Source organism: Anabaena sp. WA102 (assembly GCF_001277295.1).
GTDB classification, from domain to species: domain Bacteria; phylum Cyanobacteriota; class Cyanobacteriia; order Cyanobacteriales; family Nostocaceae; genus Dolichospermum; species Dolichospermum heterosporum.
Genome location: NZ_CP011456.1, coordinates 1212789 through 1231961 on the forward strand (window position 1 = coordinate 1212789; position 19173 = coordinate 1231961).

General features: G+C 36.9%; 16 protein-coding genes. 8 read left to right on the forward strand and 8 right to left on the reverse strand.

Annotation, left to right across the window (positions count from 1 at the left end):
* The first annotated feature begins 63 nt into the window (after positions 1 to 63).
* From AA650_RS05040 to AA650_RS05065, 6 genes are all read left to right on the forward strand, one after another.
* Entirely contained in the window at positions 64 to 1083 is a 1020-nt protein-coding gene (locus AA650_RS05040) for an ABC transporter ATP-binding protein (RefSeq protein ID WP_053538219.1), read from the forward strand.
* Between the two features lie 526 nt (positions 1084 to 1609).
* Complete coding sequence (locus tag AA650_RS05045) at positions 1610 to 2107, forward strand: chemotaxis protein CheW (protein WP_053538220.1); 498 nt, start codon at positions 1610 to 1612, stop codon at positions 2105 to 2107.
* Positions 2108 to 2166: 59 nt separating this feature from the next.
* Complete coding sequence (locus tag AA650_RS05050; protein ID WP_053538221.1) at positions 2167 to 4791, forward strand: methyl-accepting chemotaxis protein; 2625 nt, start codon at positions 2167 to 2169, stop codon at positions 4789 to 4791.
* A gap of 50 nt (positions 4792 to 4841) precedes the next feature.
* On the forward strand, positions 4842 to 7727 hold the full coding sequence (locus AA650_RS05055) for a hybrid sensor histidine kinase/response regulator (protein WP_053538222.1): 2886 nt from the start codon (positions 4842 to 4844) through the stop codon (positions 7725 to 7727).
* A 304-nt stretch (positions 7728 to 8031) separates the two neighbouring features.
* Positions 8032 to 8526: an NUDIX hydrolase gene (locus AA650_RS05060; protein ID WP_053541190.1), complete on the forward strand. Its 495-nt coding sequence runs from the start codon at positions 8032 to 8034 to the stop codon at positions 8524 to 8526.
* Positions 8527 to 8624: 98 nt separating this feature from the next.
* Entirely contained in the window at positions 8625 to 9434 is an 810-nt protein-coding gene (locus AA650_RS05065; protein ID WP_053538223.1) for an alpha/beta fold hydrolase, read from the forward strand.
* Positions 9435 to 9537: 103 nt separating this feature from the next.
* Here the strand turns inward: AA650_RS05065 and phnE are convergent, their stop codons facing one another.
* The 8 genes from phnE to AA650_RS05100 form a co-directional block, all read right to left on the reverse strand.
* Positions 9538 to 10332 (reverse strand): phosphonate ABC transporter, permease protein PhnE, encoded by a 795-nt coding sequence (phnE, locus tag AA650_RS05070; protein ID WP_053538224.1) that lies wholly within the window; start codon positions 10330 to 10332, stop codon positions 9538 to 9540.
* 289 nt (positions 10333 to 10621) lie between these two features.
* Complete coding sequence (locus AA650_RS27620; RefSeq protein WP_199924385.1) at positions 10622 to 10804, reverse strand: hypothetical protein; 183 nt, start codon at positions 10802 to 10804, stop codon at positions 10622 to 10624.
* A gap of 216 nt (positions 10805 to 11020) precedes the next feature.
* Positions 11021 to 11794 carry a phosphonate ABC transporter ATP-binding protein gene (locus tag AA650_RS05080; protein ID WP_053538226.1) on the reverse strand — a complete coding sequence of 258 codons (774 nt, stop codon included), beginning with the start codon at positions 11792 to 11794 and terminating at the stop codon, positions 11021 to 11023.
* A gap of 106 nt (positions 11795 to 11900) precedes the next feature.
* The gene (locus tag AA650_RS05085; protein ID WP_053538227.1) at positions 11901 to 12872 is read right to left on the reverse strand and encodes a phosphate/phosphite/phosphonate ABC transporter substrate-binding protein; all 972 of its coding nucleotides are present in this window, start codon (positions 12870 to 12872) and stop codon (positions 11901 to 11903) included.
* A gap of 1077 nt (positions 12873 to 13949) precedes the next feature.
* A complete protein-coding gene (locus tag AA650_RS29260) occupies positions 13950 to 14501 on the reverse strand; it encodes a hypothetical protein (protein ID WP_335337446.1) in 552 nt (183 codons plus the stop codon).
* Positions 14452 to 16323, reverse strand: coding sequence for a LamG-like jellyroll fold domain-containing protein (locus tag AA650_RS05095; protein WP_053538229.1), 1872 nt, complete (start codon positions 16321 to 16323; stop codon positions 14452 to 14454). Before AA650_RS05095 ends, AA650_RS29260 begins: the two co-directional genes overlap by 50 nt.
* A gap of 246 nt (positions 16324 to 16569) precedes the next feature.
* Positions 16570 to 16701 (reverse strand): hypothetical protein, encoded by a 132-nt coding sequence (locus AA650_RS29050; protein ID WP_257720893.1) that lies wholly within the window; start codon positions 16699 to 16701, stop codon positions 16570 to 16572.
* A gap of 136 nt (positions 16702 to 16837) precedes the next feature.
* A complete protein-coding gene (locus tag AA650_RS05100; protein WP_053538230.1) occupies positions 16838 to 17335 on the reverse strand; it encodes a pentapeptide repeat-containing protein in 498 nt (165 codons plus the stop codon).
* A gap of 154 nt (positions 17336 to 17489) precedes the next feature.
* Between AA650_RS05100 and gcvT the strand changes: the two genes are divergently transcribed.
* On the forward strand, positions 17490 to 18674 hold the full coding sequence (gcvT, locus tag AA650_RS05105) for a glycine cleavage system aminomethyltransferase GcvT (RefSeq protein WP_081424151.1): 1185 nt from the start codon (positions 17490 to 17492) through the stop codon (positions 18672 to 18674).
* Between the two features lie 81 nt (positions 18675 to 18755).
* Positions 18756 to 19148: a glycine cleavage system protein GcvH gene (gene gcvH / locus AA650_RS05110; RefSeq protein ID WP_053538231.1), complete on the forward strand. Its 393-nt coding sequence runs from the start codon at positions 18756 to 18758 to the stop codon at positions 19146 to 19148.
* Positions 19149 to 19173: the final 25 nt, after the last annotated feature.

Here is a 19173-nt window from a genome sequence, read left to right on the forward strand (position 1 = left end):
CGCCTAACTTGTACAATGAAAGATAGATTGTTGCGAATTGTATAGTTAAGGATTATAGCTGTCATGACTGCCGCCGTTTTCATCGAAAATCTCAAAAAAAGCTACGGTAATCTAGTTGCAGTCCAGGATGTTTCCTTTCAAGTCCAACCTGGAGAAATTTTTGGGTTACTTGGACCCAACGGGGCTGGGAAAACGACCACTCTCCGGGCTTTATGTACCCTAACAACGCCTGATACTGGGAAAATTGAGGTTTCCGGCATTTCTGTCTTAAAGCACCCCAAATTGGCTAGGCAAAAGCTGGGTTATGTAGCCCAAGAGGTAGCTTTGGATAAGGTGCTAACTGGACGGGAGTTACTACAATTACAAGCGGCACTGTATCATCTTCCTGGTGCGCTGATTAAACAGCGAATTAATACTATTTTGGATTTGCTGGGGTTACAAGAATACGCAGACAAAAAAACTGGCACTTATTCCGGTGGTTTACGCAAGCGGTTAGATTTAGCGGCTGGTTTACTTCATGCCCCTGATGTGTTGGTATTAGATGAACCAACGGTAGGATTGGATATTGAAAGCCGGGTTGTAGTCTGGAATTTCCTGCGGCAATTACGGGCTGGGGGAACTACTGTGGTAATTACCAGTCATTATTTGGAAGAAGTTGATGCTTTAGCTGACAGGGTGGCAATTATTGATAGAGGTTTGGTTATTGCTAATGGTACACCTTCTCAGTTAAAAGATCAGGTGGGGGGCGATCGCATCACCTTAAGAATCCGTGAATTTTCACCTCTAGAAGAAGCCGAAACCGCCAAAAACCTGTTAGCAGCCTTACCTTTTGTTCAAGAAATCATCATCAACAGCGCCCAAGGTAACTCTCTAAATTTAGTAGTTACTCCGCAAAATGACGTTTTGATCACGATTCAACAGGCGTTAAATCATGCCAATTTACCAATTTTTGGCATCGCTCAATCTCGTCCTAGTTTAGATGATGTTTACCTAGCAGCCACCGGAAAAACCTTAATGGATGCGGAATTAGCCGCTGTAGCCAATCGTGATCCCAAAGCGGAGAAAAAGCAAAATATGAGATAGAGAAAATAGAGAAAATAGCCAGGGCTGTTTCATTCTAAACATAATCCGCCCGGAACTAAGTAGGTGAACACAATAAAACCAAACTGTGTAAAGAAACGTAAAATCGCCCAAAACCTCTTTACTCTTGCCTTTTGCCTCTTGCCTCTTGCCCTGCCATAACGACAATTTTCAACGCCAACCTACTTAATAGGGTAGCGTGGCGTAACCCATAGTTCAGTTCTGGAAGAGACAATCCTACCGTATACTTGGCACAGGTAAGGTAGTATGGGAGAAAGTTAGAGGGTATTTGAAAAGTCTAATTTATTACTTGCAAGGGCAACTAGAAGTCGCGGCTACACAGACGAAACCCACCTTCGTGGGTTCAAAGACCTTGATTTTTCCTTAGTCCACGCAGGTGGACTTTGTTTGTGTAGTAGCGATTTCTAATCGCCGGAAACCTTTCAAACATCCTCTTATGGATTATGGAAACTTATGGTTATCCCATAAAACGAAAATAAACTGATTTTAATTATATTTACATTTACTTATGAAAAAGTTGCAAATTGACTTTAACCATCAAGCCATACATAATAGTCGAGAAGATGGCTATCTCAAATTTCAACTTAATCAACAAACTGGTGCTGTTTTATCCATTGCTCATACGCAGGAAGCAATTATTGTACCTGTGACATCGGTTACGGCTATTCCGAATATGCCTGCTTGTATATTAGGATTGATGAATTGGCGCAGTCATATAATTTGGGTAGTTGATTTACCGAAGATGTTTAATCTAGAATGTCTTGATCACCGGTTGCATCAGTATAATATTATTGTTATTCAAATAGAATCAATGATTTTAGGTTTAGTTGTCCAAGAAATTAAAGGTACAACCAAGTTTATTGCTGATGATATCCGTTCCCCTGTGGGACAAGTAGCATCTAGTTTAGTACCTTACTTATGTGGTTGTGTGGTACAACAAGAAGAAATTTTATTGGTATTAAATGCAGTACATATTTTAAGTTCAGATGTTTTTTGTATTAACTAATAATTAATACTCGAAAAAAGTGGTAATTTTTTATTTTATAGTTGTGGTGTGAGGAATATATGTTGAATAAGACTGATATCAAACAAAGTAGCAATTCTCAAAATAAAGCATCTTTAATTTCTCCAGCTAAAGTTGTTGATAATAGAGGAAAAAGTTCCAGCTATCAGAGGTTTTGGTATGAGGGATTAGAATATTTGCGACAATTTAATTTGAGTACCAAATCTATAATTTTGTCTATCGCTATTGGTACTTTACCAGTTTTGGGAATTGGTGCGATCGCTTATATGTTTGGTAGTAAGTTAATTACAAAGCAAATTATTACATCCCAAGAAAATACAGCAATTAATTTAAGTGATAAAGTTAATAACTTTATTGGACAACGCTATGGAGATATTCAGATCCTATCTAATATATCTTTTTCAAGTCCGATGAAAGCTCGCAAAAAAGCAGGAACAGAAAAATCTAGGCAAATATCGAAAGTTGATACCAGCACAATTAATATAGAAACAAAAGCCTCCTTAGATAGCTTGATCAAAAATAGTAATGTTTATGATAGTGTAGCCATATTTGATCTGAATGGACAAGTGATTATGCAATCATCAGGAGAATCTTTAACTCCAGAAAAAAAACTGACCTATTTTCAAGAGGTAATTAAACAGAATATTCCTATTATTAGTCAACCAGAAATAGTTAAAAATATCGGCACAGTGATTTACATAGCTGCACCAATTAAGGATGCAGTGGCGGGTAATACTATTGGTATAGTCAGAACCCGTTTGCCTATAAAGGCTTTAAAAAAAGTAATCAAAGGTTATATAGATGAGACTCATCAATATTATTTTTTAGATGCAACAGGAAAAATTTTAATTAGTTCTTATGAGGATGTATTAGATGAAAAATTGGTCAATATATATCCGAGTTTAACTAATGTTTTGAATGCAAAAAATATTGATACATTTACAGCCATTGCCAAAAATAATCAAAAACAGCAACTTATTAGTTACATACCATTTTCCCAAATATCAGGTTTACCGGATATTAAGTGGCAATTAATCGTAGAAAAAGATATAGCGATCGCATTTAAGCAACAAAGAGAATTTTTGACATTAACTGCTAGTACAACACGATTAATCGCATTATTAATGACGTTGCTTGTAGCTTGGTTAAGTCAGCGGATTAATGCTAAGATTGCTAATACATCCATTACAGAAGGTGAGGCAATTCAGGAGCAAATAAATCTAAGTGTATTTAACAAACAAGAAGATCAAGCAAGAGAAATTGAATGGTTAAAATTACTGCTAGAGGTAACTAGAAAAATTCGGCTAAATCTTCAGTCCGAAGCTATTTATCAAACAGCAATTTCTGAAGTTAGTCATATTCTAAAAACAGATAGAGTTATCATTTATAAACTCCACCGGAAAACTCAAGCTGTCAAAGTAATTGCTGAATCGGTAATTGATGATTGTCAAAAAATGCTCGGTGTATATAACAATGATTCCCACTGGCGAGAACTTGGCAAAAATCATCAATTTGAGGCCATATCAGACGTTGAACAAGAGGTAAATTTAACTAATAGTTATATCGAGTGGTTAAAGAAGTTTTCTGTACAAAGTAGTTTAACAGCACCAATTTTAAGTCATGGAGAAATTCAAGGATTCTTGATTGCTCATCATTGTCATCATCCTCATGTTTGGCAAGTTGAAGAAATTAATTTTTTAACCCAAATTGCTACCCAAGTCGGCTATGCTTTAGAACAATCTCATCTGTTAGTAGAGATTAGAAAATTGAAAGCTAATAGTCAAACAAATATTAATCAAGACTCTCTAGAACTTCAGAATTTTCAGGATAGTATTCAGCCAATTGTTAACCAAATTCAACAAGCTGTTAGTGAAGTAAATGGTTATTTAGAAAAATTCACCACAGAGGCAATCATAGAACCTGAAAAAATGCACCAAAGCTTAGAAACTATTGAAAATATGACCATTGCTATTCAATCTATCGCTGATATAGCACAGCAAGCTGCAATCATTGTTAATGATGCTAACCATACAGCTACTAAAACTGGAGCAGAGATGGATTTAACACTGCAAAATATTGGCTATGTCCAAGAAACGGTTGATGAAATAACTAAAAAAGTAAGACGTTTAGGGGACTCCTCTCAACAAATTTCTCGTGTGGTTTCCATAATTAATCAAATTTCCATGCAAACTAATTTATTAGCAATTAATGCGGGAATTGAAGCTGCAAGAGCCGGAGAAGAAGGTCAAGGTTTTGCAGTGGTAGCTGAAGAAGTTGGCGAATTAGCCGCCAGAAGTGCAGCCGCTACTCAAGAAATTGAGGAAATAATTGCCAAAATTCAACAAGAAACAGGTGAAGTATTAAAAACTATGTCAATGGGAACTAATCAAGTTACCCAAAGCAGCAATATTATTGAAAATGCCAAGCATAATTTACAACAAATCGTTGATGTATCTCAGCAAATATATACCTTAGTTCAGTCAATTTTAAGTTCTACTCAATCTCAAGTTCAAACATCACAAATTGTGAGTCAAACTATTAAAGATATTACCCTTGTATCAGCACGTAATATTCATAATTCGCGTCAAGTTTCCCAATCTTTACAAAAAGCAGTAGATATTTCTCAAGAGTTAAAAGATACTATTGAGACTTTCCCACCTAATTGATATTCTCATTTGTTCTGAATTAATAAATAATGACTAAGGACTAATGACTAATGACTAAAGATAAAGAATTGGAAATCCAGATGCAATTTCTGGAAGAAGCAACTGATTATCTCAATACTTTAGAAGGGGTATTACTGGAAATTGACATCAGCAAACGTATTGAATTAGAACATATCAACGCTGCAATGCGAGCCGCCCATTCTATTAAAGGTGGAGCAGCAATGATGGGATTTCGCGTATTAAGTGATTTAGCTCATAAATTGGAAGATGCCTTTAAAGTTTTAAAGACTCAAAAAGATTCTTTGGAACTTGATACTCATTTACAAAGTTTATTACTATCTAGTGTTGATTGGCTACGACAGATTGTTGAGTTACTGGCAAAGGGTAATAATCTGGATGATAGTTGGTTAAGAAAATTTTGTTATCCCGTTTTTGACGAACTTTATGAGCGTTTAGGTGAACCGACTCCAGAAAATATCACAACTTTGCTATCATCCGAAGATGATACAGAAATTATCCCTTTATTATTTGAAACTGAAGTTGAAGAGTATTTACAACACCTAGAAGCTAGATTAAAAAATAGTAATAAATCGGGATTAAGAGCAGAGTTGGTAATGATGGCAACTGAGTTAGGTGGGTTAGGAGAAATGCTGCAATTAACAGCTTTTACCCAACTATGTCAATCAGTTAGCCATTATTTAGAAACTTACCCTGATAGTTGTTTAGAAATTGCTAATTTAGCATTAAAAGCATGGCGACAATCTCAAAATTTAGTATTAAGTAATCAACGAGATAATTTACCAACTAGAATTGATTTTGGTGAAGTTATTCATGATCGTCCTCTGATTTTAGCAAATCAGCAAGATCATTTATTGTATAAATCAGCTATTTCTGATTTTGATTTATTAGAAAATGTTGAATTATCTCCAGAAAGTGCTGATAGAGTATCAACCTCAGAAAATATCCCCATAGATTATAAATATACTGAACGTAAAAGTGATATTAATTCACCGCCTAAAGAAAGGGAAAACCAGGAAAATACAGTTAGAGTTCCTAGTAAACATTTAGAAAAAATTAATGATTTATTTGGAGAAGTTATTATTCAACGTAATGGGTTAAATGTGCAAATGGAAAGATTACGTAAATTGGTGCGTAATCTCAGTCAAAGAGTCCAAATTCTTGATCAAGAAAATCAAGAACTGCGAACAGCTTACGCAAAAATAATAACTCATAATCATGGTAATCAAGAAGTAGAAAATAATTTTATAGAACAAGATAGCTATCAAAAATTGAATTTATTATCTCAAAATGTGATGGAAACTATTGTCCAAGTTGCAGAAGTTACCAGTGATATCCAATTAAGTGTGGACGATACAGACCAAATAGCAAGAAAACTAAATAAAACTTCTAAACAATTACAAAGACAATTAACCCAGGTGAGAATGCGTCCTTTTTCCGATTTAGTAGAACGTTTTCCTAGAGCTATTAGGGATTTAAACGTTGAGTATGGAAAAAATGTGCAATTAAAAATTGAGGGTGGAAATACTTTAATTGAAAGAGGTATTTTGGAGGCTTTAAATGAGCCTTTAATGCACTTGTTACGCAATGCTTTTGATCATGGAATTGAAGATCCTATTACTCGGAAAAAGCAAGGAAAAAGTGAACAAGGTTTGATTGAAATGAAAGCTGTCTACCATAGTAACCGCACGATTATTACTATTCGTGATGATGGTCAAGGTATTTCTTTAGAAAAAATTCGTCACCGCGCCTTAAAAATGGGTTTGGACGATTCTTTATTAGCGAGCGCTAGTGATGAAGATCTACTATCATTAATTTTTGAACCAGGATTTAGCACCTCAGAACAGGTAACAGCGTTGTCTGGTCGGGGTGTAGGCATGGATGTAGTCCGTAATAACCTGAAATTAGCGCGAGGAGATGTGAATGTTGACACCCAAGCTGGAGTGGGGACGAAGTTTACCCTATCAGTCCCATTTACCTTGTCAGTTGCGCGGGTTTTATTGGTTGAGAGCGATCGCTTGGTGTTAGCATTTTTTACAGACGTAATTGAGGAAATTTTCTTGCTAGAACAGGAACAAATCTTCTCCCAAAACGGGAAAGAATTTATTAACTGGCAAAACAATCAATTACCATTACTGCGTCTCAATAGTTACTTTGAATTTAATTGCTCCCGCTACAATAACCTGGAATTAGAAACTCTGCCGATCATTAATGCTATAAGTGTATTGATAGTCAAACATGATCATCAACAAGTCGCAGTTCAAGTAGAACGTTGCTGGGGTGAACAAGAAGTAGCTATTCGTCAAGTAGAAGGTAATATTCCCCTTCCCAGTGGTTTTAACAACTGTACAATTCTGGGTGATGGTCGAGTAGTTCCCCTCATTAACACTAATGATTTAATATCATGGATTACAAAAAATGAACGTCCCCACATCAGTAATAAATTACCAACAACAAGACTACAAACTGCATTCCTCAAACCGCCAAAAGTACCCACTATCAATCAACCTAGTCGCCAAAAAGGCATAATTTTGATTGTTGATGATTCCATTAATGTCCGTCGTTATCTAGCACTAACCCTGGAAAAAGGTGGATATCAAGTAGAACAGGCTAAAGATGGTCAAGAAGCTTTAGAAAAGCTAGAAAGTGGTTTGCAAGTCCAAGCAGTGATCTGTGATATTGAAATGCCTCGTATTGACGGTTATAGCTTTTTAGAGCGAATCAACAACAATACAGAGTTGAGAAATATTCCTGTCGCTATGTTAACCTCCCGTAGTAGTAGTAAGCATCGTCAGTTAGCTATGCAATTAGGAGCAAAAGCTTATTTTTCTAAACCGTACAATGAGCAAGAATTATTACGGACATTAGAAGAAATAATTTTCCAGATTGCAGAAACAACATTAATTCGTAATTCGTAATTTGGAATTCGGGCGTTGCTGAATCGAGGTATGAAATTTCCAAATTGAACCTTTAAAAATCAAACCTCAGTGCGTCTACTCTTCGAGATCACGAAGCGTGATTGCGCCTTTGCGTGAGACTAAAATTCATACCCTTAATCAGCAACGCCGGAATTCGTAATTCGTAAGTAGGTGAACACAATAAAACCAAACTGTGTAAAGAAACGTAAAATCGCCCAAACCCTCTTGCCTCTTGCCTTTTGCCTTGTCATAACGACAATTTTCAATGTTAACCTACTTAGAATACAACAAAGTAATTTTCAACTTGAACATTCTTGCTTTTTTTACACCAATGATTCAGTCCACACGAAGTTTATGGCATTTTGGACAAACGGTACTGGGTATTATATTCCGCCACCCCATTACTGGTACAAGTATTATTCCTATTTTACCTGATGGTCAGATTGTCCTCATTAGGAGAAAGGATGATGGTCGTTGGTCATTACCTGGTGGTATGGTGGATTGGGGAGAAGATGTTCCTCATGCAGTCCGTCGGGAATTGATAGAGGAAACAGGGTTAGAAGTAGTTAAAATCCGCCGTTTAGTGGGGGTTTACTCTTCACCAGATCGTGATCCTCGGATTCACTCTATCTGTATTACTGTTGAAGCTGAAGTTCAAGGAGAAATGGCAGTCAAAGATACTTTAGAAGTTATGGAAATTCAAGCTTTTCCTCCTAGTTCTTTGCCAAAACCAGATATGTCTCATGATCATTTTCGTCAGTTACAAGACTACTTAAATGGTTTAACAACACTTGCGTAAAAGATGGAAAATTTAAAATTCTGGGTTGGGAAATTAACTCTAAAGTCTATAATTGGAAATTGCACAACTTAGACACCTAAATTAGTAAGTTAAAATAAATGAATATTTTATTTCGTAACTCCCGAATAAAACTTAGTCAAGGGGTATTGTTTTGGCGTGAAGTTGGTACAGGAATACCCGTAGTTTTTCTACATGGTGCATGGAATGATGGTAGCGAATGGGTATCCACAATGGAATTATTAGCTGAAAACATCCATTGCTTTTCACCTGATTTGTTAGGTTTTGGTGAATCAGCAAATCCTAAAATTCACCATTCCATAGATTTACAAGTCGAGTGTTTAGCTGATTTTTTAAAAGCTTTAAAATTAGAAAAGGTCTATTTAGCTGGTAATTCTCTAGGAGGTTGGATTGCGGCTAGTTATGCTTTAAAATATCCAGAACAAATATCTGGCTTAATATTGTTATCACCAGAGGGTGTTGCAGCGGAAGATAAAAAAGAGGAATGGCAAAAAAAACGGCGGTTATTTAATTGTTCACCCTTAATAATTAAATTTTTACGCTTAATTATGCCTTTTATCAAATTGATTGGTTGGGAGGGAAAAATTGCTAGAGATTTAGAATTAAGACAAACATTGTTACAATCTTCCACAGCTTGTCAATTACTTTTTAATCGCCAGCAACCAGAAATAGCAGCAGAATTATTAGAAAAACGCTTACCGGAAATCAATGTTCCCTGTTTGATTTTGCAAGGTGGTCAAGATACACAATCTGCTATATCAAAAAGTAATACTTATGCCCGATTAATTCCCGAAGTTCAGTTACATAATATTGCTCATGGAGAAAGTAATTTACCAGAAACTTGTGCCAGTGTTGTCGCTGAAGCTATTTGGGATTTTATTAATCAGTAGGTAGGGGCGCGGGGCCCGCGCCCAGTCAGGAGTCAGGAGGAAGAATTGGTAAGATTTTTGGAATAATTGAACGCAGATAAACGCAGATAAACGCAGATAAATACTAAATTGACTCTAAGTATCGGCGTAATTTACTACTAAACCAATCAATAACTGTGACTACTACTAATAGCACTAACATCATGGTTGTGGCTTTGGTATATTCAAAACCATCTATATAGCTTTTTAATTGAAATCCTATTCCCCCAGCACCAACTACTCCTAAAACTGAAGCAGCACGAATGTTATATTCAAACATCCATAGGGTATAACCTAATCCTAAAGGTAATATTTGCGGCAATATCCCATACTGAGCAATTTGTATTTTTGATGCTCCAATTACCTGTAAAGACTCTAAGGAATGATAATCTACTGATTCTATCGCTTGTTGATAAAATTTAGCAAGATAGCCAATAGTATATATTGATAATGCCAATGTTCCAGCGGGTGCGCCTAAACCTGTAGCAGCTACAAAGATTAAACCTAAGATAATTGAAGGTACGGAACGCACAGCATTTTGCAGTAAGTTTGCTATCCATCTTAACCATAAAGGGGCGATATTATTAGAACTGGCTATGGCAATTGGTAAGGATAAAACTGCACCTATGGATGTTCCCCAGACGGACATCTGCACGGTTTCAATTAATCCTTTAATGGCAATGTCTAAAACTTGCAAGTTGGGAGGAAATAACCGAGAAATGAAGTCTGTGATAAAAGGCCAGCTATCTTTTAATAATTTCAGATCAACTTTTAATCCTTGTAATGCCCAAGTGTAAACTCCTATCATTAATAGGAAGACAAGTGAAGGCATAAACCAAGGATAACGATGAAAAATTTGTGAATTAGAAAATTTTTTCATTTTTTAAATTACTCCATATAATTTTAATTATTTTATTTAGGGTTTGCTGATAGCGCAGCGTGGCGTTAGGGAACACCAAAAAATAAATTACCCAATTTTGTGGGATGGGCATCCTGCCTGTCCTTGATGATTAGCAGGCAAGATGCCCGCACCACAAGAAATTTTTGGGTATTTTTTTAATTGGAAGTCCCTTAGAGGATGTTTGAAACCCACATTCAGCATGAGTAAATATACTCAAAATATTTTCCCCAGCAGGTTATTTTGTCAAAAAAAGAATTTCATAAAACAGCTAAAACCCAATCATAATAACCACTTTATGCTTTTTGCCATACATGGAGGTATTCAATGAATTTAATCTCAAACCAACTAATTTATTGACATTATTCTCAATAAACTTGATTCTAACTTTAAGTATATCGGCGATGGCTACGCCGCGCCGAAGGCATCGCCCTAATATAGAATTGCGTGTCATTGTCTGAAAGCCTTGTTATCATTGGGTTATGGATAATTCCGAAAATTCAAAAAACACCTGCTGAATGTGGGTTTTCAGCAAACCCTATTTAGATAAGTAGGTGAACACAATAAAACCAAACTGTGTAAAGAAACGTAAAATCGCCCAAAACCTCTTCACTCTTGCCTCTTGCCTCTTGCCTTTTGCCTTGCCATAACGACAATTTTCAACGCCAACCTACTTAGTTGATAAAAATCGCTGTTGTAAATTTTCACATTTGCCATCATAAACTACTTTTCCATTATCTAAAATAATCGCTCTTTGAGCGTATTCTTTAGCTAGAGCTAAGTCATGTAAAACGGTAATTATAGTTAATCCTTGTTGATGCAATTCTGATAAAGTTGCCATGACTTGTTGTGAGGCTACCACATCTAAACCTGTGGTGGGTTCATCGGCTAAAAGTATTTGTGGAGATTGCATTAATGCTCTAGCGATCGCTACTTTTTGTTGTTGTCCACCGCTTAATTTACTAGTTTTTTGATATGCTTGTTCTTGCAAACCTAGTTGTGTTAATAATTCTAAGGCTAATGGGCGATCGCGTTGCCCAAATCCCCATAAAGTTTGCCTCGTTTTTCTCACCCCCAACCTGCCACACAAAACATTATCAATTGCTGATAATTGGCGAATTAACCCCCCTCCCTGAAATAGCATTCCCACATCTCGACGGATTTGCGGTAAGTTTTGCTCACTTACAGACACACCATTAATTTTAATTTCCCCCTTAATCAAGGGAACTAAACCCACAAGTGATTTTAATAATGTTGATTTACCTGCCCCATTCAATCCTAGCAAGACTACAAATTCACCTTGATCAATTTGGCAATTAATATTATTTAAAATTGGTCGCTGTAGAGATGAAATATAACCTGTTTGCAAATGACAACATTCAATAAAATTCACGTTACTTGTGGATAAATGATAATTTGTAATTACTTGAGAGTCAAGAGTCATAGCTAGTTTTGTGAAAGTTTCATCAAAAAATCATAATTTCGTCAGAATTAAGAATTTTATTGGCAATATTCCTAATTCCTAATTCTTAATGCTGACCTCTAAAGTATTATTCCATTCCCGCATTTTTTAGTGCTTCTCGCACTGGTTGAAGATGACGATTATGATCAACTCTTACCAATTCTGTGGAATTATATAAACTGCTTAGTAATTGATTATTTTCTGATTTATTTAACTTCAACAAAGCATTAATTAGCTTTTCTCTTGTAACAACTGGAACATCATCATCAATGGCAATACCATGAGCCGGAACACCGGAAATTTTATGTAATATCCTGACTTTATCTCTATTTTCAGCCGCCAAATAGGGAGGGAAAAGAGCATATTCTGAGACTACAGCTACATCCGCTTGACCTCTAATTACAGCATCTAAAGCTTTACTATAATTTCCACCATAACTAACTTTACCAAAGAAGCTTTCCAAGCGATCGCGGTTAGGCACGAAACCCTGTTTTACTAACTCACTCACTGGAAAAAGAAACCCGGAACCAGATGTAGGAGAAGTAAAAGCAATAGTTTTTCCTCTGAGTTGTTCTAAAGTTGCTTTTGGAGAATTTTTACTTTTCAATTGGCTGTTACTAGGAACAACAAAAATAGAATTATAAGTATATCTACCAGAGTAATTTTTGCGAACTTCTGCCAAATATAACCGAGAATTTGCTAATTGTTCAGCCTTTAAAGCCGGACGACTACTTAAAAATGCTACATCAGCCCGATTCGCTCTTAAAGCTTCTACTGCGGCTGTCTCATCACCTACTTGCGCTTTAACGGGTATGCCTAATTCCTTAGACAAAAAGGCAGCTACATTATTAGCTTTATTTTGCAAGTCAGTAGAATCAGAGCGAGTGGGAAAAACTATAGTTAAAGGGTTGATTTTCTGAGCAATTAAGCGTGGTGCTGGTTGATTTTGCAAAGGGTTAGCTATGGCTAGATGCGGAGAATCCAAACCGCTCAACACTATTCCTGTCAATGCTAACAATCCGCCACCAACACCCCAAAAGCTTTTTTTACCCACTACCATTTTTTTACCCCACTAAGAATTATGTTCAATACTTTTGCAAATTACTTGCAATTAACTCCATCAAAAACTATAAACTTTTTAAGAATAAAAGTCAATAAGCAAAATTTTTTTACCCTGACTTTCCGTACTTCATTATGTAATATGCGTAAGGTTCTAAAATCTCATTAACAATAGTTAAATAAATAACACAAATTACCAATAAACTTAAGTATTAATATATAGTATAATGGCTATTAGAGACTTCCAATTAAAAAAATATCCCAAAATTTCTTGTGGTGCGGGCATCTTGCCCGCTAATAATACGAGGACACGTGAGTTAGGAGTTCGGAGTTTCTCCTTCGGAGACGCTACGCGAACGGAGTTATGATTTTTTCAACGAGAGAATAAGGGCTTGAGACTCCTACGTGGGGTGAGTTTTCCACAAATTATCGTTATGTCGAACTCACGTGAGGACCGGCAAGACTTGTACTGAGCTTGTCGTTAGCGTAGCGTGGCGTTAGCCATAGTATGCCCATCATCCCACATCCCACAAGATTGGATAGCTTCGCTATCGCACAACTATAATCTAATAATATGCTCTTAGTTTTATCCTAGATGCTATTTATCAGATAGATTATTCATAATGGCTATATGATAAGCTTGAATTATATAAAATTAATAATACTTTTGATATTTATAAGTTTTAGCAATTGCCTTTAGATTTTCTTAATAATTAATTGATAATCTTTTCTATTTATCAACGAGGTTGCTATAAGTAGGTTAGCATTGAAAATCGTCGTTATGGCAAGGCAAGAGGCAATCATGCAAGAGTGAAGAGGGTTTGGGCGATTTTACTTTTCTTTACATAGATTGGTTTTATTGTGTTCACCTACTCAGAAATGATCTAATTTGAGCGATCGCCAAAATTACCTAGAGGCAGAGCCTCATCAACTGCATTCCTAGTCAGAGACTAGGAACGAGATGTGGTAGGGATTTGAGCTTAAGTTGACACCAATGAAGCTCTTGCTTTACCCCTACAAATATAGGTTTTTCCTGATTGTTCACAACCGCAGATGCCCGTATCCGTCTTAAGCGTCTTTATCCACAAATAGAAAAATGACAGACCACTAGGGTAATATTATCAATCGCCCAAGTATCATCACCCGTATTGGTAAAATTAGTTTGTTGCCAACGGAATTGAGTATGATCAGTTTTAGCTGCATCGGGTAAAGCGATCGCTTGGGGAGTCCAATTAGTGTATTTAGTGGCGTAATTACTAGCTAATAAGGTGGTTAAAGTCGTCCAAGTTTGACCGCCATTGGTGGAATAGGAAACTAACACATCTTCCCCTGCTTCTGGTGCATCTCCTGTGGTTGATATTACATCTTCATCACCATAGGTAGAGCCTTCGTAACTGAAAGGATTTCCCGCTGTATATTTTTGTCCAAAAACAAAGTCAAACTGTAACGCTTTTGTGTCAGTGGTATTTAAAGATTGGGTAGTAGCATAACGCTGATTTGTTTGATTTAGCTTAGAAAGATAGGTTTGGTAAGTATTAGCATAGTCATCACCCCAAGTCCCTCTTTCTTGACGGAGAAAGTCACCTGCACCATCGCCGTTGTAGTCTCCTACAATATCCGGTAATGATATTTACGCCTGGATCAGACCGTAAAGAATCTTGATAGGGATCTCCATTAAAATCCCCTGTTTGAATTATAGCTGAAAAGTCATTAGCAACAGAGGACGGGTAATTAGTATTTACAGTATTAAAAGTACCATCACCTTGAGAAAGATAAGTCGTAACTAATTGGTTATCATAACTCCATTGGAATTTTTGTTGACGAAGAAAATCTGTTTTACCATCACCATTAAAGTCTCCCGTAATCAAGTTAGCAAAGGAATCTTTTAATAGAGATAGAGATACATCTGGCAGAGGAGTGACAATTGCAAAGGGTTTACCAGTAAAATAAAGGGCTTCGCCATTACCGATGGTAGTTCCATTATCTTTTTGTGCTTTTAATACGTCTGCACCTTTGATATCCGCCCATACATTATTGGAGTTGGTGACTACACCAACATTATCAATTGCCCAATTATCTAGGACATAACTAGGTTGTGACCATTTAAACCGAGTAGATTGAGTTTGCGCTTTCGTCGGTAAGTCTATAACGACATTATGCCAGTTTCCGCCCTCTGACTTAGAAGTAAAGCTATCCAACAATACCCAGGTATTGCCATTATCAATAGAATATTCCAGTTTAATGGCCTTATTGTCGTCTACAGTATCTCCATTGGTTGAACCATTGGCAACTGACTGAACACCACTTACGTTATTAATGGTGCTGTTACCACCTAAAATTAAACTAAAACTTAGGTTTCCACCTTGACTAAGATCATAAGGCTGTGAAATGGCATAGCGATCGCCTGTGGTATTGAAAAATTCTAACGCTCCATCTGCATCAGTATTAAGAAAGCTAGTCCCGATTTTACCACCACTAACTTTCCAATCTGTCTCTACTTGAGCATCGGTAAATAAAGCAGAAGTAGGAATAATTTGATTACTTACTCCAGTATAATTCCATTGCAGTTGAGGTGTGCTAACTCCATTTAAACTTTGTGCATCTAATTCAACTTTATAGAGTTTTCCAGCTACTAAATCAATGGTATTTGTACCTGATTGGGTAGTAGGAGTGAAAACACTGCTATAGTCATTTTTGTAAGCTACAAGTTTACTACTCCAAGAATTTACTTGAGATTGATCAGGAGATACAACACCTCGAAAATAACCATTGTTGTGATTAGAACTTTGATCCACAATGGTTTTTAATCCTTGAGGATGATCACCTGCTAAATTAATATTATTAAAAGTTTCAACTTTTAAGCCTTGGGTAAATCCGCTTGCATAATTAGCGATCGCTCTTTCAGGAGATAACCCCACATTATAGAGGGCTACTTCATCAATTACGCCATTAAAATAATTACCATCACCCGTAAGCCTCACAGTATCGGATAAACGGGTATCTTGTTTCATGTAACCAATACCAATATCCTCACTATGGACAGGTATGCTGGTAAAGTTGGTGGTGACAGTCCCAAATGATGCCCCATTGAGATAACCTGTTAAGTTACCTTGATCAAAACTCAAGACAACGTGATATTTATTGTCTTTAACTACTTGAGTCGCTAACCATTCTCCTGCATTTCCAGACCATGCACTGAGTTTTAATTGATCACCATCGAGATAAATATTGAGACCACTTCCTGTGCCACCTTCTTCATAGATAACCTGTTTACCTGTGAGATCATCGGCTTTAAACCAAAGTTCAATACTCCGGGCGGTGGTGGCTAGAAGGTTAATATTATTATGATCGGGAATAGCAATTCCATCATTAACACCGTCAAATTTAACTCCTGTACTCCCAGCCACTAAACCAGGATTATTGAGAGTAGGACTACCTAAGTAGGTAAACAAAATAAAAATGAGGGGTATTGCATTTTTTAAAATGGCTGAAACTCAATCAGAATCTCGCATTGAGACAACTTTACATACCGTTATATACCTTTAAATTTTTCTGTTTACCTACTTACATTTCGTGCATTAAGATTGTCAAGGTGATTGATGGTGAAATATTGAAGGCGGTTAAAACCGCCCGTGCCGTTTTTCATCCCCTGTCTAAAGCACGAAAGACGGAACTTCGTTCCTGTTTCTCAGGGGCTTTCAAACTTTCCGAGCTATCCCGTAAACTTGAGAACCGGAAATTTGTTGTTGGGAAGCACTGCAACCGCTTAAGGCTTTCCATAGACCTGTATTCCGATCTAGGACATAAGATAATACAGCTTTTTTAGACATGGAATTTTATGTGGATTATCCACAGACTAGAAGGTATAAAAATTGTAAAATATCCTTTTAGCATAGATACAAGAATTTAAGAATTACTCAATTATTCTTAACGCCCCTTCTGATTAATGAAGGGGATATGGGGTTTTTACTTACATCCTAAAGATTGACGAGTATCTACACCAGTTTTAGAATTTACACCACTGGCATTAACACAGAGCTTTTTCACCTGTAGCATATCTAAAATTGCATTGGTAAAATCAGCACCAGTGACATCAACTGCATCAAAAGTAGAACGCAACATCATCGCCTCTGTAAAAACTGCATCACTTAAATCGGCATCTTTGAATCTTGATAAATAAGCAATTCCTTGACTAAAATCCACACCATGAAAATTTACAGTATCCAATAAAACACCGTTAAATACAGCACCACGTAAATCAGCAGTGCTAAAATTAGTATTTTCTAATTTCACGCTTGTAAACTCAATCCCAATTAAACTTTGTCCAGAAAAGTCCTTCCCCCCGACTCCCTTATTTACAAGAGAATTAGTAACACTAGAAGAACTTGCTGCTTGCGCTGATAGGGGAAACACAAACAACACTAGAGCTAAAATCACACTAGCCAAGATTGAGCGATACTTCATAATTTTTGCTTAATAAATCTCAACAATTCCACCATTAATCATTAAACCGCAGGAAGGATGCAGAAGTGATTTTCTGCTAAATTAACAACGATCTCGTAGGATAGATAAATGTTGAGATGCGATCGCACGTAAACGTCAATATAAATAACTACCTGTGGCTAATCAAGAAAATATTACCTCGTTGCCAGTTGCTCATGGGGAAACCCCCCAAAATTTCCCTGCTTCCCAATCTCTGACACGAACCCCTTTATATCAAATGAGTGTAGAACTCAAAGCCAGATTTACCAGCTTTGGGGGCTGGGAAATGCCCATACAATATAGCAGTATCACCCAAGAACACCATGCCGTTAGGAATACCGCTGGAATGTTCGATATTTCTCACATGGGCAAATTTACCCTCCAAGGTAAAAACCTGATTTCCCAACTGGAGTATTTAGTTCCCTCCGATTTAAGTCGGTTACAACCTGGACAAGCACAATATACCGTATTGCTTAACCCCCAAGGCGGAATCATTGACGACATCATTATTTATTACCAAGATATAGACAGCACTGGTACGCAAAATTTAGTCATCATCGTCAACGCCTCAACTACCGACAAAGACAAAAAATGGCTATTGGCACATCTTGATCTTGATGTAGTCCAATTTCAAGACCTATCACGGGATAAAATCTTAATTGCCGTTCAAGGACCAACAGCAACTCATCATCTGCAATCCCTAGTCACAACAGACTTATCACCCATTAAGGCTTTTGGGCATTTAGAAACGACCATTTTTGGCAAACACGCATTCCTCGCCCGCACAGGTTACACTGGCGAAGATGGTTTTGAAGTGATGGTGGATGCCTCCGTTGGGATAGATTTGTGGCAAAGTTTATATAATGCTGGTGTTATTCCCTGCGGACTTGGTTGTAGAGATACCCTTCGCTTAGAAGCTGCAATGGCACTTTATGGGCAAGATATTGACGATACCACCACACCGCTAGAAGCTGGCTTAGGTTGGTTGGTACATTTAGATACCAAAAGTGATTTTATTGGCAGAGAGGTTTTAATCCAGCAGCAAGCCCAAGGAATATCTCGTAAACTGGTCGGTTTGCAAACACAAGGACGCAATATTCCTCGTCATGGCTACCCCGTATTATCATCTAAACAAGTCGTAGGAGAAGTGACAAGTGGTACTATCTCCCTGACACTCGGTTATCCCATAGCCTTAGCTTACGTTCCCACCCAATTAGCAAAGCTTAAGCAGCAGCTAGATGTGGAAATTCGCGGTAAAGCTTACCCTGCGGTGGTTGTGAAACGCCCATTTTATCGCTCAAAGAATCGTGTTATTAACTGATAATCTTTGAGGTTTTTGAGGAATAATGTCTTTTAGGTTACTCTTGTAACACTATTTTTTTAACGTGGAAGAGAAAGTGATATGTCTTTAGAATATCCCCAGGATTTTCGCTACTTAGATTCCCATGAATATGTTCGTTTAGATGGAGAAATTGCCACTATTGGTATTACTGCGTTTGCTATAGAACAATTAGGTGATATTGTCTTTTTGGAACTGCCAGATATTGGTGATGTTATTACCAAGGGAGAGACATTTGGTTCTATTGAATCCGTGAAGGCTGTTGAAGACTTGAATTCACCTGTTACTGGTACAGTTGTAGAACGCAATGAAGCTTTAATAAATGATCCAGAACAAGTAACTGAAGATCCTTACGGTGAGGGTTGGTTCTTAAAAGTTCGTATCAATGACCCTGATGAAGTGAATGAGGATACATTAACAGCAGATGAATATAGTGCTTTGGTAGAGGGTGTGTAAATAAGTTCATTTACACATTCCCGAA

Bases quoted from the DNA above. Each gene is read 5' to 3' on its own strand.
- AA650_RS05100 (WP_053538230.1), bottom strand. From the start codon at position 17,335: ATGAAGTATCGCTCAATCTTGGCTAGTGTGATTTTAGCTCTAGTGTTG.
- gcvH (WP_053538231.1), top strand. From the start codon at position 18,756: ATGTCTTTAGAATATCCCCAGGATTTTCGCTACTTAGATTCCCATGAA.
- AA650_RS05085 (WP_053538227.1), bottom strand. From the start codon at position 12,872: ATGGTAGTGGGTAAAAAAAGCTTTTGGGGTGTTGGTGGCGGATTGTTA.
- AA650_RS05050 (WP_053538221.1), top strand. From the start codon at position 2,167: ATGTTGAATAAGACTGATATCAAACAAAGTAGCAATTCTCAAAATAAA.
- AA650_RS27620 (WP_199924385.1), bottom strand. From the start codon at position 10,804: ATGACACGCAATTCTATATTAGGGCGATGCCTTCGGCGCGGCGTAGCC.
- AA650_RS05045 (WP_053538220.1), top strand. From the start codon at position 1,610: ATGAAAAAGTTGCAAATTGACTTTAACCATCAAGCCATACATAATAGT.
- AA650_RS05065 (WP_053538223.1), top strand. From the start codon at position 8,625: ATGAATATTTTATTTCGTAACTCCCGAATAAAACTTAGTCAAGGGGTA.
- AA650_RS05040 (WP_053538219.1), top strand. From the start codon at position 64: ATGACTGCCGCCGTTTTCATCGAAAATCTCAAAAAAAGCTACGGTAAT.
- phnE (WP_053538224.1), bottom strand. From the start codon at position 10,332: ATGAAAAAATTTTCTAATTCACAAATTTTTCATCGTTATCCTTGGTTT.
- AA650_RS05055 (WP_053538222.1), top strand. From the start codon at position 4,842: ATGACTAAAGATAAAGAATTGGAAATCCAGATGCAATTTCTGGAAGAA.
- AA650_RS05080 (WP_053538226.1), bottom strand. From the start codon at position 11,794: ATGACTCTTGACTCTCAAGTAATTACAAATTATCATTTATCCACAAGT.
- AA650_RS29050 (WP_257720893.1), bottom strand. From the start codon at position 16,701: ATGTCTAAAAAAGCTGTATTATCTTATGTCCTAGATCGGAATACAGGT.